This window comes from Enterococcus sp. MSG3299 (genome assembly GCF_050555765.1).
In the GTDB taxonomy this organism is placed as follows: domain Bacteria; phylum Bacillota; class Bacilli; order Lactobacillales; family Enterococcaceae; genus Enterococcus; species Enterococcus faecalis.
The window spans coordinates 574,620-590,063 of record NZ_CP187869.1; the positions used below are offsets into that span (position 1 = coordinate 574,620).

Sequence of the window (15,444 nt, forward strand, 5' to 3'; positions counted from 1 at the left end):
TACGGCAATTACGGCGCACGTTTTTGGTGCTAAATACTTTATTTGTACTGAGTGTATTCAGAGAGAATCGATGGACAAAATCGGCACTGCTTTTTTGGTTGTTGGCTAATAGTTTTTTTATGGACTGCAGTAGTTGATTTATCTTGGGGGCGAAAAAGGCTGGCTGATACATCTGCAGCGGTGGTATTATTGCGCGGTTCTTCTCCAAATAGTAGGCACATTGATTGTATATTTTTCGTTTTTTGTATAAAGGTCTCTCGTTTCTTGCCGGAGAATATGCTAAAATAAAAAGCAGCAGGGGGCGAGAAAACCATGGAAAAGCCAAATAAACGCAAAGCTGATTTAGAACGTACACGGCAAATTATTTTGTCTGTCGCTTCTGAATTATTCATGACAAAGGGGTTCAAAAATACCTCCACTCGTGAAATTGCTTTAAAAGCGAACATTACCCAACCGAATCTCTATCACCATTTTAAAAATAAAAAAGAACTGTATTTAGCTGTGATTGAAGAATTAACGTCCCGTGTTCAGGAAGAATTAGTCCCAATTGTTTCTGGAAATGCATCAGTAGAAGAAAAACTTTATCAATTAATCAAAGTTTTGTTAGATGAACATCCGACCAATCTTTTCTTAATGTTGAACGACATGTTTCAAGAAATGGGCCCTGATTACAATCGTACGCTGTATCAAATTTTCAAAAAAACCTATATCAATAATATTGCGGCTATTTTTGAAAGTGAACCTGAAACCAATTGCTTACAAGAGGGCATCAGTGTAGATGATGCAACTCGGTTTATTTTATATAACGTTAGTGCATTATTAAGTATTGAAAAAACGTACCAGCGAAAAACAGTGGATGACGATGTCAAAAAATTCATTCAATTTATGCTACATGGCGTTCTGAAAAGTCACAAATAAAAAATAGAGAAGCCCTGTTGGAAAACAGACTTCTCTATTTTTTTGTAAAATTCACTTATCAATCGATAAATAATTATTGATTTATCGATTGATAAGTGATATAGTTTATTTCGAAAAGAAGAAAGAGGTGAACCATTCATGTTTTTAGGATTTAATGAAATGAAGTATTCAAAAGGACGGTACGTCCTTGTAGTCTTAGTAATGGTCTTGATTGCTTGGTTAATTTTTATTTTGTCAGGTTTAGCGAACGGTTTAGCTCAAGGAAATCGTTTAGCCGTAGATCAATGGCAAGCGAATCAAGTGGTTTTATCAAAAGAGGCCAATAGTAATTTAAATGTATCAGTGTTAGATGAAAACGTGAAAGAGACGATTTCAGGAGGCAAAATTGCACCGATTGGTCAACAGTCGTTAGCCATCCGCCCAGCAGATGATAAAAAGGCTGAATTAACGAATGTTAGCTTATTTGGGATTGAAAAAGAAAGTTTTTTAATGCCAAAAGTGATTGAAGGAAACGCATTTACTGATAAAAATCAAGTGATTGCTTCAGAATCATTGAAAAATCAAGGATTTAAAATTGGCGACAAATTAACTGCAGGGAAATATGATGAGCAATTAGAAATTGTCGGCTTTATTTCTAAAAGTAGCTATAACATTGTGCCAGTTATTTACACTTCTCTGGATACTTGGCGGTCAATTAAATATGGTGACAATCCAGCAATGGCCAAAATGGTTAATGGTTTCATTGTTCGCAGCAAGGACAACGCGGAAGTTAAAACGACTAATAAAGACAGCCAAGTTCTTTCAATTTCAGATTTTATTGAAAAACTGCCAGGATACAGCGCTCAAAACTTGACCTTGGATGGCATGATTTATTTCTTGATTGTGATTGCAGCGTTCATTATCGGTATTTTTATCTTTGTGATGACTTTACAGAAAACAGCAATGTTCGGTGTCTTAAAAGTTCAAGGGGTGCCGACTAGTTTCTTAGCAAAGGCAGTCATGCTACAAACCGCTTTATTGGCTGTTCTAGGAGTGGCGATTGGTCTTGCTTTAACGGGAATTACCGTGCTCTTTTTACCAGAAGCGATGCCTTATGCAACTAATGGACCACGCATGATTTTGTTTAGTGTACTATTGATTTTATCTGCATTAATTGGCGGGGCATTTTCAATTCGAACGATTGCTAAAATTGATCCGTTAATCGCGATTGGAGGTTAAAGACATGGCAAATGTTTTAGAAATGAAAAATATTTATAAAAAATATGGTGAAAAACATACAGAAGTGATCGCGTTAAAAGAATTATCTTTTGCGGTTCAGCCAGGTGAATTTGTCGCAGTAATTGGTCCTTCTGGTTCTGGTAAAAGTACCTTTTTAACGATTGCAGCTGGTTTACAGGCACCGACAAGTGGTGAAGTCATTGTTGGCGGGCAATCACTAAATAAGTTAACGAAGAAGCAACGTTTGGCGCAACGTTTTCAAAAAATCGGCTTTATTTTACAAAGCTCTAATTTGGTGCCATTTTTAACAGTGGAAGATCAATTTCACTTAATTGAAAAAGTTGATAAATCACGTAAAAATAGTGAATTAAAAGAGCAATTGTTAGAGACGTTGGGTTTAAAAGAATTACGAAATAGTTATCCTCGTGATCTCTCTGGTGGGGAAAGACAACGGGTAGCCATTGCGTGTGCATTGTATCATGAGCCAGACGTAATTTTGGCAGATGAACCAACGGCTAGTTTAGATACAGAAAAGGCATTTGATGTTGTCCAATTACTAGCGAAAGAGGCCAAAGAGAAAGATAAAGGGATTATCATGGTGACACATGATGAGCGTTTGTTGAAATACTGTGATCGAGTGGTTCGTATTCGTGATGGTGAATTGACAGAGTAACAAAACAAATAAAAGAGAACATGATCGGATTGCTGGAGACAATCCGACCATGTTCTCTTATTTCTTTTCAATACAGAAAAGAACAGGTGGCTGATTTTTTTGATTGATAAACTCATAACGTAAGACACTGTAAACATCTTGTGGTAAGGCTTGCGTGTAATTAGTGACCAAATCAAGTTCCTCTGAACCACCTTCGTGGCCATAATAAACGACTAAAATAATGCGACTTCCTTTTACCAAATGAGGCAGTAACCCATCTAACGCCTGTTTAGTCGTAGCGGGTTTTGTAATAATTTCCTTATTACTTTTAGGTAAATAGCCTAAGTTAAAAATAGCGGCAGTGATTTCTGTTTCTTCATCTAGGACAGCATGAAGATGTTCATGTCCTAATGGAAATAACGTAGTTTGTGGGAGTAAATTAAGTTCTGTTAACTTTTGTTCTGTATTGATCAACGCTTCTTTTTGGATATCAAAGGCGAAAACTTCACCAGAAGGGCCAACCAGCTCTGCTAAGAATGCTGTATCATGACCATTTCCCATTGTTGCATCAATGACGAAGTCGCCAGGTTCCACCACTTCTTTTAAAAGTTGGTGACTAAAATGTAGGGCTGTTTGTAGCATTAATTGAAAACTTCCTTTCCTGAAATGACAGTATATTTTCCTTGATAACTGTTGCGGCGTTTCATTTCCGCATCAATCGCATTGAGAACTTCCCATTTTTTCAAGCTCCACATCGGTCCGATAATTGTTTCAAAGGGAGCATCGCCTGTCAAGCGATGAATAACAATTTCGGGTGGAATCATTTCTAACTGATCACAAATCACTGAAACATAGGCTTCTTTGCTCATCAATTGTAAGCGTCCTTCATTATAATCCCGCATCATTTTGGTATTTGTCATTAAATGAAGTAAGTGCAGTTTAATCCCTTGGATATCTGAATCCTGAATAGTTCGCCGCACATTTTCGCGCATCATGGCAGGTGTTTCCCCAGGTAGCCCGTTAATTAAATGTGTACAGACCCGAATCCCGTGTTTCCGTAATTTAGCTACACCATCTAGATATGTTTGATAATCATGAGCACGATTAATGGCAGCGCTAGTTTCCTCAAACGTGGTTTGCAAACCCAACTCTACCCATAAATAAAAGCGTTCATTTAATTCGGCTAAATAGTTCACTACCTCATCAGGCAAACAATCAGGACGGGTACCAATGGATAAACCAACGACGCCTTTTTCATTGACTACTTGTTCAAACCGATGACGAATAACGTCAACTGGCGCATGTGTATTGGTGAAATTTTGGAAGTAAACAATGTATTGATCGACAGTTGGCCATTTTTGATGCATCAATTGGATTTCTTTTTGAAATTGAAGCGGCAGGGGATCGCTAGGTGCAACAATCATGTCGCCTGAGCCAGAAACACTACAGAACGTACAACCACCTTTGGCAACGGTCCCATCACGATTGGGGCAATCAAAGCCACCATCAATTGGCACTTTAAAAATTTTTTCACCAAACTGTTGACGAAGTGCATAGTTCCAAGTGTGATAGCGTTTATTTGGATCATCTGAATAAGGAAAAATTTGCATAATCAAGACTTCTTTCTAGCGTTGTTTGCTTTGAAATCGCCAAACAAAGCGTTTTTCTAAATAAATAGGGTAACTTAATAACAACCAAGCTAAACCAAGACAAAAACCACCTAAGATATCGCTAGGGAAATGAACACCTAAATAGATTCGACTAACCCCAATCATGAAAATCCCAATACCTAGTAAAATTTGCACACAAAGGCGGACCGTTTTATTTTTAATGAAAATTGGCAGAATCAATAAAATAGTGCCGTAGAACAAGGTACTTCCTACAGCATGTCCGCTAGGAAAACTATACGTATGTTCAGTTACTAAATGCTCCAAAGTAGGACGTTGGCGCATAAAGAATAATTTTAATAAAGAATTACCTACGCCAGCAATTAAGGCAGTATTAATAAAGAGCCATAATGCTTCAGCATAATATTTCCAAACAATAAACAGAGCAATGACAACGATTGCTAAGATGATAATCGTCAATGAATTGGCAAATTTGGTGTACCAAATAAAAAAGTTATTTAGCTGTGGAAAAGGACGACGAACAAAAGAAGTAATCGTTTGATCAAAGCCTTTGAGCCAGGTTGGATAAAAACGAACAACATAGCCTAAAAACATAAATACTAAAAGAAAACAACTACCTGCAAATTGATAATAAAGTTTGTTTTTCATAAAAAATCCTTTCAAAATTTAATCGCAACAATCCGTATTATACCATCAAAAGAGTAAAAAATTAAAAGATAATTTCATTGCCTGATTTGGAGGGGATACAGATATTAAAAAAGTTCTGGCACCACAATCTCTCATTGTGGTGCCAGAACTTTTTTAAATGGTGCATGGTTATTGATTATCATCATCAGGAGTATCAACGGTAATATCGCCGAATTCGCTAGAAAGGTTAAACTCTGTATCCGCACGACCATTCTTATAAGATGTTCGCTCTTTGTTTAAAAGTTGAACATCGCCTAATTTTGATTCACCTTTGATTGAAATGTTACGCAAAATTTCTCCAGAATTTACATAAATGTCTCCATGGACAAGAGCGACAGTTAATTTTTTAGGCACAGCAGGCATGTCTAAAGAAAAATCACCATTTTCACTTGAAAAGTTAGCTTCTCCTTTGAAATCATAGACGCTAATATCGCCATCTGTCGTTGTTGCTTGGATGTTTCCACGAGCATTTTGCACTCGAATATCACCAGAAGTAGTAGTATTTTTGATTTCATCGAAATAGGCTGAATCCAACGTTATATCGCCGTCAGTGGTTTCAACTGTTGCTTTTTTAGCGGAAGTATCCGCTGAAAGGTAGATACCATCTGAAGAGTTAAGCGTCATTTTTTTTGCTTTAACACCCGATAGACTAACATAAGAATTTGGTAGATTAGTTGTTAATTCGTCTACGTTAAAAGCATTCAATGAAACTGGTGAATGGGTTGAGCCATCAATTACTAACTTTTTCACATTATTAGGAATCTGGACACTCACGTTCGGTGTGAAGTCACTAAAAATACCAATATTAAAGAATGACAATTCGGGTTGGTTTTGTGTACGAGTGGTATTGATGGTTGCTGTTATTTTATTTTTTTCTTCTTTGACATCTAAGGTGCCTTCAGCTTTTGAATAAAAGGCATTATTCGGTGATCGTAATCCCATTTTGTTACTATCAGTTTTATAAATGGTATAAGGGCCTTTGCCTTTTAAGGATAAGTGAAGTTCTTCGCCTGCTTGTTTATTTTTTAGTGTATAACTTTCTTTTAATGGCGTGACTGATTTTTCCGCTTGTTTGTAAAAATAGACGGCGCCAGATCCACCAATTAGCATCGCTAAGACAGCAATGGATAAGAGAATCCCTGTTGTTTTTTTCATTAGATATCACCTCGTAAAACAGCAATGTTCCATTGGAAATAACGCTTAAAGACATGTGCTGAAAATTTTAAAATTGGTAGAAACAGTAACCAACCAATGATTGATGCACCAAATAAAAAGAGACTCATAGATAATTGGAAAAAGGAAGCGGCATTTGCTTGGGTAATGACACTATAAATACCATAAATTGGTGAAAATAAAGTTGCAGCTCCGGCAATGCCACAACCGACGTACATTAAGGCAATCCCTAAAATAACCCAAAACATGAAGAAAAAATTTAAACAGAAAATACCAAGCACTTGGAAAAATCGGGTTAGTGGCCGATGCTGTGGTCGTCGATAGTATGGAGAATCATTATCATAGTAAAATTCAGATTCTTCTTCATAGGGATGATCATAAGCAGGTGTAGCCGCTGGAATTTCTTGCCAACCATTATTTTCAATTTTTCGTTCCGTCAATTCGATGCCTTGTTCTTTTAAAATTTCTTCTGCGATAACTCGTGGTTTCCCCAATGATTTTGCCACTTGTTCTTCTGTTTCGCCTTCCGCAACACGAGCATCAAATAACGCCTTGTATTTCGCAAGAATAATAGCTTGATCTTTTGGATTTAATGCTTTTAAATAAATTTTCAGCTCAATAATAAAATGTTCTTTATTCATTCCGCTCCCTCTTTCTACACGATTCATTTCTCATCTTAAACTATAATTTCTTTTTGGGCGAATAACAAGAGGAATTAAAAAAATCAGACTAAGGTAAAGAAGCGTCTACAACTAAAGTCGCAGTTTTTTTCCGAGTAGTAACAAGAGAGGAAATCCATGTTAAAAAACATTACTTCTTTACAATCTAGTTACAGTAATATGAAATTTTGTTGAAGTGTTTTTAATTCGCCAGAAAAAAAGGTATACTTGTTATAATAACAAAACTAAAAAATTACATTTACATATAAGTTAAAAAAGGAAAGTTGGGGACGTATCAATGAAGAAAGAATCAATGTCACGTATCGAAAGAAGGAAAGCACAACAAAGAAAGAAAACGCCAGTACAATGGAAGAAGAGCACTACTTTATTCAGCTCGGCGTTAATTGTTTCATCTGTAGGAACGCCCGTTGCGTTACTACCAGTGACTGCTGAGGCAACAGAAGAGCAGCCAACAAATGCGGAAGTTGCCCAAGCACCTACTACAGAAACTGGCTTAGTAGAGACACCAACCACAGAAACTACGCCAGGAATTACGGAACAACCGACAACGGATTCGTCAACAACGACTGAATCGACAACTGAATCATCAAAAGAAACACCAACAACACCAAGTACCGAGCAACCAACAGTTGATTCAACTACACCTGTGGAATCAGGAACGACTGATTCTTCAGTAGCAGAAATCACGCCAGTAGCTCCTTCAACAACCGAGTCTGAAGCAGCGCCTGCGGTTACACCCGATGATGAAGTAAAAGTACCAGAAGCTAGAGTAGCTTCTGCGCAAACTTTTTCAGCGTTATCACCGACGCAAAGTCCTTCAGAATTTATTGCCGAGTTAGCTCGTTGTGCACAACCTATTGCGCAAGCCAATGATTTATATGCATCAGTGATGATGGCTCAAGCAATCGTTGAAAGTGGTTGGGGGGCAAGTACGTTATCTAAGGCACCAAACTATAACTTATTTGGGATTAAAGGCAGCTACAATGGACAATCTGTCTATATGGATACATGGGAATATTTAAACGGCAAATGGTTAGTGAAAAAAGAACCTTTCCGTAAATATCCTTCTTATATGGAATCATTCCAAGATAATGCGCACGTGCTAAAAACAACTTCTTTCCAAGCGGGCGTTTACTATTATGCTGGGGCTTGGAAAAGCAATACAAGCTCGTATCGCGATGCAACTGCTTGGTTAACAGGTCGTTATGCGACAGATCCTAGCTACAATGCTAAATTAAATAATGTCATTACCGCATATAACTTAACTCAATATGATACACCATCTTCTGGTGGAAATACTGGGGGCGGAACAGTTAATCCAGGAACAGGCGGTTCTAACAATCAATCAGGAACGAACACGTACTATACTGTAAAATCAGGAGATACCTTGAATAAAATTGCCGCGCAATATGGTGTGAGCGTTGCTAATTTACGCTCATGGAACGGCATCTCTGGCGATTTAATTTTCGTTGGTCAAAAGCTCATCGTGAAAAAAGGTGCTTCAGGTAATACTGGTGGCTCAGGCAACGGTGGTTCTAACAATAATCAATCAGGAACGAACACGTACTATACTGTAAAATCAGGGGATACCTTGAATAAAATTGCCGCGCAATATGGCGTGAGCGTTGCTAATTTACGCTCATGGAACGGCATCTCTGGCGATTTAATTTTCGTTGGTCAAAAGCTCATCGTGAAAAAAGGTGCTTCAGGTAATACTGGTGGCTCAGGCAACGGTGGTTCTAACAATAATCAATCAGGAACGAACACGTACTATACTGTAAAATCAGGGGATACCTTGAATAAAATTGCCGCGCAATATGGCGTGAGCGTTGCTAATTTACGCTCATGGAATGGCATCTCTGGCGATTTAATTTTCGTTGGTCAAAAACTCATCGTGAAAAAAGGTACTTCAGGTAACACCGGTGGCTCAAGTAATGGTGGCTCTAACAATAATCAATCAGGAACGAATACGTACTACACAATTAAATCAGGCGATACCTTGAACAAAATTGCTGCGCAATATGGCGTGAGTGTTGCTAATTTACGCTCATGGAATGGCATTTCTGGCGATTTAATCTTCGCTGGTCAAAAAATTATTGTGAAAAAAGGTACTTCAGGTAACACCGGTGGCTCAAGTAATGGTGGCTCTAACAATAATCAATCAGGAACGAATACGTACTACACGATTAAATCAGGCGATACCTTGAACAAAATTTCTGCACAATTCGGTGTTAGTGTTGCTAATCTACGTTCATGGAACGGGATCAAAGGCGATTTAATTTTTGCTGGTCAAACAATCATCGTGAAAAAAGGCGCTTCTGCAGGTGGCAATGCTTCTTCAACAAATAGTGCATCAGGCAAACGCCATACAGTTAAAAGCGGTGATTCACTTTGGGGCTTATCAATGCAATACGGAATCAGCATCCAAAAAATCAAACAATTAAATGGCTTAAGCGGGGATACAATTTATATTGGTCAAACTTTAAAAGTTGGTTAATTTAAGATTGAAAAAAATAGCTATCTTTGGTAACATGAGTCTTATAATAAAAAAAAACAATGAGAAGGAATAGTAGAAAGAACCATGTGATAGAGAGCGTATGGCTGGTGGAAATACGTACAGAAGCTTTTGAACTCGCCTTTAAGTTACTTTTTTGAACAAACCAAGTAGGAAAAGTCGGTGACGATCGTTAAGACGTTTGAGGTTAAGGTGACGGTGACTGACCGTTTCTTTGACGAATTTAGGTGGTACCACGTTGCATTTGTATGTTCACGTCCTATAGGAATTTTTCCTATAGGACTTTTTTTTTTATCACTAAGTGGCTAGTTTAAGTCAGAATAGTGACAATGGCTGCAGGTGGCAAATTTTAAGAATGAAAAATTTTATATTACTAGGAGGAATAACATGAGCTACAATCACAAAGAGATTGAGAAAAAATGGCAAAAATATTGGGCTAAGAACAATTGTTTCAATACATTGGACGACCCAAATAAAGAAAAATTTTATGCACTAGATATGTTTCCCTATCCATCTGGACAAGGCTTACACGTAGGTCACCCGGAAGGCTATACAGCAACCGATATTCTTTCACGTATGAAACGTGCGCAAGGCTATAATGTGTTGCATCCAATGGGCTGGGATGCGTTTGGTTTGCCAGCAGAGCAATATGCGTTAGATACAGGAAATGACCCAGCTGAATTTACTAAGAAAAATATCGAAACATTCCGTCGCCAAATTAATTCACTAGGATTCAGCTATGATTGGAATCGTGAAATTAATACCACTGATCCTGAATATTACAAATGGACACAATGGATATTTACAAAATTATATGAAAAAGGGTTAGCTTATGAAGCAGAAGTTGCGGTTAACTGGGTCCCTGAATTAGGAACTGTTATTTCAAATGAAGAAGTCATTGATGGAAAAAGTGAACGTGGTGGTTATGATGTGGTTCGCCGACCAATGCGTCAATGGATGCTGAAAATTACTGCTTATGCAGATCGCTTATTAGAAGATTTAGAGCTTGTTGATTGGCCAGAGAGTATTAAAGATATGCAACGAAATTGGATTGGACGTTCTGAAGGAGCCAATGTGACCTTTAAAGTCGCTGGCACAGAAGAAAGTTTCACGGTGTTTACAACCCGTCCTGATACCTTGTTTGGTGCAACCTATACTGTTCTAGCTCCTGAACTAGAACTAGTTAAAAAAATTACGACACCTGAACAAACAGCAGCTGTAGAAGCATATATTGAAGAAACCTCAAAAAAATCTGATTTAAATAGAACGGATTTAGCAAAAGAAAAAACAGGTGTTTTCACAGGTGCGTATGCTATAAATCCAGTCAATGGCCAAGAAATTCCAATTTGGATTGGCGATTATGTTTTAGCAAGCTATGGCACAGGCGCAATCATGGCGGTCCCAGCGCATGATGAACGGGATTACGAATTTGCGAAAACATTTGGCATTGATATCCTACCAGTAATCGCAGGTGGCGACATTACAACAGAAGCCTATACAGGGGATGGACCGCATATCAATTCTGATTTCTTAAATGGATTAAACAAAGCAGAAGCCATCGCTAAAATGAATGAGTGGCTAGAAGAAAATCACGTAGGGAAAAAAGAAGTATCTTATCGTTTACGTGACTGGTTATTCTCTCGTCAACGCTACTGGGGTGAACCAATTCCTGTGATCCATTGGGAAGATGGAACAACCACAACGGTTCCTGAATCTGAGTTACCTCTACGTTTACCAGTAACATCGGATATTCGCCCAAGTGGAACTGGGGAATCGCCATTAGCAAACATTGATGAATGGGTCAATGTCGTCGACCCTGAAACTGGCATGAAGGGAAAACGTGAAACGAATACTATGCCACAATGGGCTGGAAGCTCTTGGTATTACTTACGATTCATTGATCCTCATAATAAAAATGAAATTGCTGATTTTGAAAAATTAAAACGTTGGTTACCAGTTGATATCTATATTGGTGGTGCCGAACATGCGGTGCTGCATTTACTTTATGCTCGTTTTTGGCATAAATTCTTATATGATATTGGTGTGGTTCCTACCAAAGAACCTTTCCAAAAATTATACAACCAAGGTATGATTTTAGGAGAAAACAACGAAAAAATGTCTAAATCACGTGGCAATGTTGTAAATCCCGATGATGTGGTGGCTAAATATGGTGCGGATACGTTACGTCTTTATGAAATGTTCATGGGCCCATTAGATGCTTCCATTGCTTGGAATGAAAATGGATTAGAAGGAAGTCGTAAATTCTTAGATCGCGTTTGGCGTCTGATTGTTGATGAAGAAGGCAAAATGCGTGACCGAATTACCACAATTAATGATGGCCGTTTAACGAAAGTTTATCATCAAACGGTTAAAAAAGTGACAGAAGATATGGCAAACTTGCACTTTAATACAGCGATTTCTCAATTAATGGTTTTTGTGAATGAAGCCAATAAAGTGGATGCCTTACCTTATGAATATGTGGAAGGATTTGTCCAATTACTTGCGCCAATCGCGCCACATATTGGTGAAGAACTATGGCAAATTTTAGGTAACGAGGAAAGTTTAACTTATGTCCCTTGGCCAACCTATGATGAAGCGGCCTTGGTAGAAGATGAAGTGGAAGTAGTTTTCCAAGTGAACGGAAAATTACGTGGCAAACAAAATGTCGCTCGTGGGTTAAGCAAAGAAGAATTAGAAAAAATTGCAATGAACCATGAAGTTGTTAAAGAATTTATTGAAGGAAAAACAGTGCGCAAAGTGATTGCTGTTCCAGATAAATTAGTAAATATTGTTGCAAATTAAGTTATATATTTTTATTAAAAAAAGAGCCGGACGTATCAAAACGTCAGGCTCTTTTTAAGGTTGTTTTGTTTTACCTTTTTGATTCATATGTTCTTTACATGTGATTGTTATAACCGAAAGCAAGGCGATGAAGAGAAAAAAGTAACCGAGCGGCGTACAGAAAAAGGCGGGTTCTTTTAAAAGTCCATCGCTAGATAATGTTGATCCAACTAAAATAGAGGTCATAAATAATAAAAGACTAATCAAGCCAAGAAATAAGCTAATACGATATTTTTTCAACTTCAGTTCCTCCTTCAATGAACTATCACTAAGATAAATCAAAAAGGTTAACTTTTTTTTAGGCAACTGTTAAAACTTAGATAAGAAATCTATTTTCTAAGTTTGTCGTTGTTGGTAATTGGTTAAGATCATACGTGAAAAGGGACCGACAATCAGCAATTGATAAGGAAGGGCAACAATAAAGTTCAGACCCCAAGCTTGGAAATACGCACTTAGTGACAACGTCTGGCCTTCCATTAATAAGCCAAATAAAGACATACAAGTCACCATGCCGATAATCATGAGACTCGAAATGGTCAGAATAAGTAATAGCCGTTTTTCTTTATTAAAGGGTAAAGAAAAAGCGATTTTCTTAGCTAAGACACCAACGATGAAAACGTCTAAAATAAAAGCAACGATAAATCCAGGAAGCAAACCTTTTGATAAGGCGTACAATGAAAATTCTCCATGCAATAATAAATTATAGGTGCTCATTCCGAAAACCATCAGAAAGCACATTAACGTAGTAAAAAGCATTCCTTCTTTTTTATTAGTAGGCATTTTTTTCTCCTTTCATTTATTGAGAGTAATGATTGTTCTAGGCAGAAAAGGACAAATTCTCTCGACTTTTACTAGTGTAGCAAAAATAAAAGTTCTTCATAAGTTAGAATTTGCTAAATTTTCTATGTAAATTTAAAATTATAAAATAGTTGAATTTTGTAATTTTGAATGTTAAATTTAAGTGAAAGGTATTCTAAATTACAAAAAAACGTTTTTTTGTAATTTAGAATAAGAAAAGAGGGGTATAATGACATATAAATTACTAAAAGTAGATTTTTATAAAAATAGAGATTCTTTTGAAAAGAAATATCAAGAACGTTTAAATTTTGACTCTACTTTACAAACTAAGTTATTTATCCACCCCTTTGACAAAGAAGAACGGAAAACAAAAGAAACCTATGAGTTATTCTACGTTCCTTTACTTCAACACAGCGTATTACAAGAAAAAATTATGAAAAATTCTCAAGAAATAATGAGATATATACATAAATTACCAAAAATTGTACAAAAAAATATTTTTTTTTATCAATTGATTGAAGAGATACAAAGTACGAATGAAATTGAAGGGGTTAAAAGTTCAAGAAAAGATATTAGCAAAGTTTTACACAAATTAAATGCTAATTCAACTGAAAGATTTCAGGGCATTGTAAACATGTATAAAGGTATCGTAACTGATAAAATACTAAAAATAGAAACATTAGGTCAATTTAGAGAAATCTATGATGAACTCTTTAAAGCTGATATCCAAGAAGAAGACTATCCAGACGGTTTATTATTTAGGAAATCTGTTGTATATATCAGTGATAAAGACAAAGTTGTTCATCAGGGGAGTTCCAACGAAGAAAGTATTATAGCTGATCTAGAAAAACTTATCCTTTTTATGAATCAAACAGCACTACCAAGCTTACTTAAATGTTGTATCAGTCATTACTATTTTGAGTATATTCATCCCTTCTATGATGGGAATGGACGAATGGGCCGTTTTTTGATGTCTAACTATCTCTCTAGAAAATTGGATCCACTGACAGGATTGACTGTTTCCAATGCCGTAATCCATAATAAGAGAAAATATGAAAAAGCTTTTTCCGAAGTCACAAATCCAAGAAATAGAGGAGAAGTAACTCTTTTTGTTCAGACGATGTATGAATTTATCTTATTAGGACAAACGGAAATTTTAGAAGAGCTGAGAACATGGACTAATCAGTTGAAAAGAGCCACGCAATGGTTAAAACATTCAGAGTTACCTGAAGATGAATGCAGTGTTCTGTTTTTATTAATTCAAGCACATATGTTTAGAAATGGCACCGAAAGTGTGTCGATTAAAGAGATTCAAGAAAATCAAAACTGGTCCTACGGAAAAGTTAAGCGAATAACGGAAACATTAGAAAAACAAGCGTACATTCAAGTTCAAGGGAAGAAACCGAAAACGTATCGAATCACTCAACAATTTGAAGAAACAATTGGATAAAAAAATCCTGAATCTCTTGATTTTGAGAGTTTCAGGATTTTTTATTGGTCAACTTTTAATGATTTGTAACGTCCTCTCCAAACCATTTTTGAGAAATTTTACTAAGGGTGCCATCTTTTCGTAACGTTTCAAAGGCAGTATTGATTTTTTGGACTAATTGATTGTCTGATTTGCGGACGCCCACAGCAAAATCTTCATTGTCATAGCCGACATGAGAAATAGTATAGTTTTTTAAATTATCTTCGTGGGAAAGATAGTAGTTGGCGTAGACGCGATCAATTAGGAGCCCATCAATTCGGCCAGATTTTAAATCTAAGAAAGCTTCATTAAAGCCGTCATATAAAATAGGCGTTTGGTCTTTAACAAATTTTTTCAAAACGTCGGGCTGACTTTCGAAGCCATCATAGCCAGAAGAGCCGTTTTGAACCCCTAAAATTTTGCCTTGCATGTCGCTCGCTGTTGCAATGTTTTTTTCTTTTAAAGAAACAAGTACTTGGTCGTTCGTCATGTAAGGTTGTGTGAATTGAACTTTTTCGGCCCGTTCGCTCGTTTTAGTGTAGCCGTTCCAAATAAGATCAATGGTTTGATTTTGTAATTCTGTTTCTTTCATAGACCAATCAATCGGTTGGAAGTCAACGGAAATGCCATAAAGTTTAAAAACCGCTTTGGCTAAGTCGACATCAAAGCCGACAATTTTGCCTGATTTATCTTGAAAACCCATGGGCACAAAGGAGTCATCTAAGCCAATAATAATCCGTTTTTCTTCATTAATCCGTGTCCATTGATCTTCGTTGCTTTTTCTTTTACCACAACCTGCAAATAGGAGTAAACTACAACAGATAACCAGCAAGGCTAAAGAATATTTCTTTTTCATCATAAACTCC

At 36.8% G+C, this 15,444-nt stretch carries 14 protein-coding genes and 1 other annotated feature; of the genes, 6 read left to right on the forward strand and 8 right to left on the reverse strand.

Annotated features, from left to right (window positions below):
- The first annotated feature begins 312 nt into the window (after nt 1-312).
- The 3 genes from IGL23_RS02920 (at nt 313) to IGL23_RS02930 (ending at nt 2,809) form a co-directional block, all read left to right on the forward strand.
- On the forward strand, nt 313-918 hold the full coding sequence (locus IGL23_RS02920; protein WP_002355664.1) for a TetR/AcrR family transcriptional regulator: 606 nt from the start codon (nt 313-315) through the stop codon (nt 916-918).
- Nucleotides 919-1,056: 138 nt separating this feature from the next.
- A complete protein-coding gene (locus tag IGL23_RS02925) occupies nt 1,057-2,136 on the forward strand; it encodes an ABC transporter permease (protein ID WP_002394967.1) in 1,080 nt (359 codons plus the stop codon).
- Nucleotides 2,137-2,140: 4 nt separating this feature from the next.
- Nucleotides 2,141-2,809: an ABC transporter ATP-binding protein gene (locus IGL23_RS02930; RefSeq protein ID WP_002363221.1), complete on the forward strand. Its 669-nt coding sequence runs from the start codon at nt 2,141-2,143 to the stop codon at nt 2,807-2,809.
- 57 nt (nt 2,810-2,866) lie between these two features.
- Here the strand turns inward: IGL23_RS02930 and IGL23_RS02935 are convergent, their stop codons facing one another.
- The 5 genes from IGL23_RS02935 to IGL23_RS02955 all read right to left on the reverse strand — a co-directional run bounded on the left by IGL23_RS02935 (nt 2,867) and on the right by IGL23_RS02955 (nt 6,917).
- Nucleotides 2,867-3,430, reverse strand: a complete 564-nt coding sequence (locus tag IGL23_RS02935) for a class I SAM-dependent methyltransferase (RefSeq protein WP_002355667.1) — start codon at nt 3,428-3,430, stop codon at nt 2,867-2,869.
- A complete protein-coding gene (locus IGL23_RS02940; protein ID WP_002355668.1) occupies nt 3,430-4,398 on the reverse strand; it encodes a TIGR01212 family radical SAM protein in 969 nt (322 codons plus the stop codon). Before IGL23_RS02940 ends, IGL23_RS02935 begins: the two co-directional genes overlap by 1 nt.
- Nucleotides 4,399-4,413: 15 nt before the next feature.
- Nucleotides 4,414-5,064: a phosphatase PAP2 family protein gene (locus IGL23_RS02945; RefSeq protein ID WP_002355669.1), complete on the reverse strand. Its 651-nt coding sequence runs from the start codon at nt 5,062-5,064 to the stop codon at nt 4,414-4,416.
- Nucleotides 5,065-5,232: 168 nt separating this feature from the next.
- On the reverse strand, nt 5,233-6,258 hold the full coding sequence (locus IGL23_RS02950) for a DUF4097 family beta strand repeat-containing protein (protein ID WP_033594527.1): 1,026 nt from the start codon (nt 6,256-6,258) through the stop codon (nt 5,233-5,235).
- The gene (locus tag IGL23_RS02955) at nt 6,258-6,917 is read right to left on the reverse strand and encodes a DUF1700 domain-containing protein (RefSeq protein WP_010820693.1); all 660 of its coding nucleotides are present in this window, start codon (nt 6,915-6,917) and stop codon (nt 6,258-6,260) included. The genes IGL23_RS02950 and IGL23_RS02955 overlap by 1 nt, the downstream gene beginning before the upstream one ends.
- Nucleotides 6,918-7,233: 316 nt before the next feature.
- On the opposite strand from IGL23_RS02955, the gene IGL23_RS02960 reads away from it, so the two are divergent.
- Nucleotides 7,234-9,453, forward strand: a complete 2,220-nt coding sequence (locus tag IGL23_RS02960; RefSeq protein WP_123836218.1) for an autolysin — start codon at nt 7,234-7,236, stop codon at nt 9,451-9,453.
- 50 nt (nt 9,454-9,503) lie between these two features.
- Nucleotides 9,504-9,736: a binding site (T-box leader), on the forward strand.
- A gap of 122 nt (nt 9,737-9,858) precedes the next feature.
- Nucleotides 9,859-12,273 (forward strand): leucine--tRNA ligase, encoded by a 2,415-nt coding sequence (gene leuS, locus IGL23_RS02965; RefSeq protein WP_025188380.1) that lies wholly within the window; start codon nt 9,859-9,861, stop codon nt 12,271-12,273.
- 54 nt (nt 12,274-12,327) lie between these two features.
- On the opposite strand, the gene IGL23_RS02970 is transcribed toward leuS, so the two are convergent.
- Nucleotides 12,328-12,552: a DUF3955 domain-containing protein gene (locus IGL23_RS02970; RefSeq protein WP_002390916.1), complete on the reverse strand. Its 225-nt coding sequence runs from the start codon at nt 12,550-12,552 to the stop codon at nt 12,328-12,330.
- A 96-nt stretch (nt 12,553-12,648) separates the two neighbouring features.
- On the reverse strand, nt 12,649-13,092 hold the full coding sequence (locus IGL23_RS02975) for a hypothetical protein (RefSeq protein ID WP_002355676.1): 444 nt from the start codon (nt 13,090-13,092) through the stop codon (nt 12,649-12,651).
- Nucleotides 13,093-13,339: 247 nt separating this feature from the next.
- On the opposite strand from IGL23_RS02975, the gene IGL23_RS02980 reads away from it, so the two are divergent.
- Nucleotides 13,340-14,560 (forward strand): Fic family protein, encoded by a 1,221-nt coding sequence (locus IGL23_RS02980; protein ID WP_033595039.1) that lies wholly within the window; start codon nt 13,340-13,342, stop codon nt 14,558-14,560.
- Nucleotides 14,561-14,615: 55 nt separating this feature from the next.
- Here the strand turns inward: IGL23_RS02980 and IGL23_RS02985 are convergent, their stop codons facing one another.
- Nucleotides 14,616-15,437 carry an amino acid ABC transporter substrate-binding protein gene (locus IGL23_RS02985; protein WP_002368082.1) on the reverse strand — a complete coding sequence of 274 codons (822 nt, stop codon included), beginning with the start codon at nt 15,435-15,437 and terminating at the stop codon, nt 14,616-14,618.
- Nucleotides 15,438-15,444: the final 7 nt, after the last annotated feature.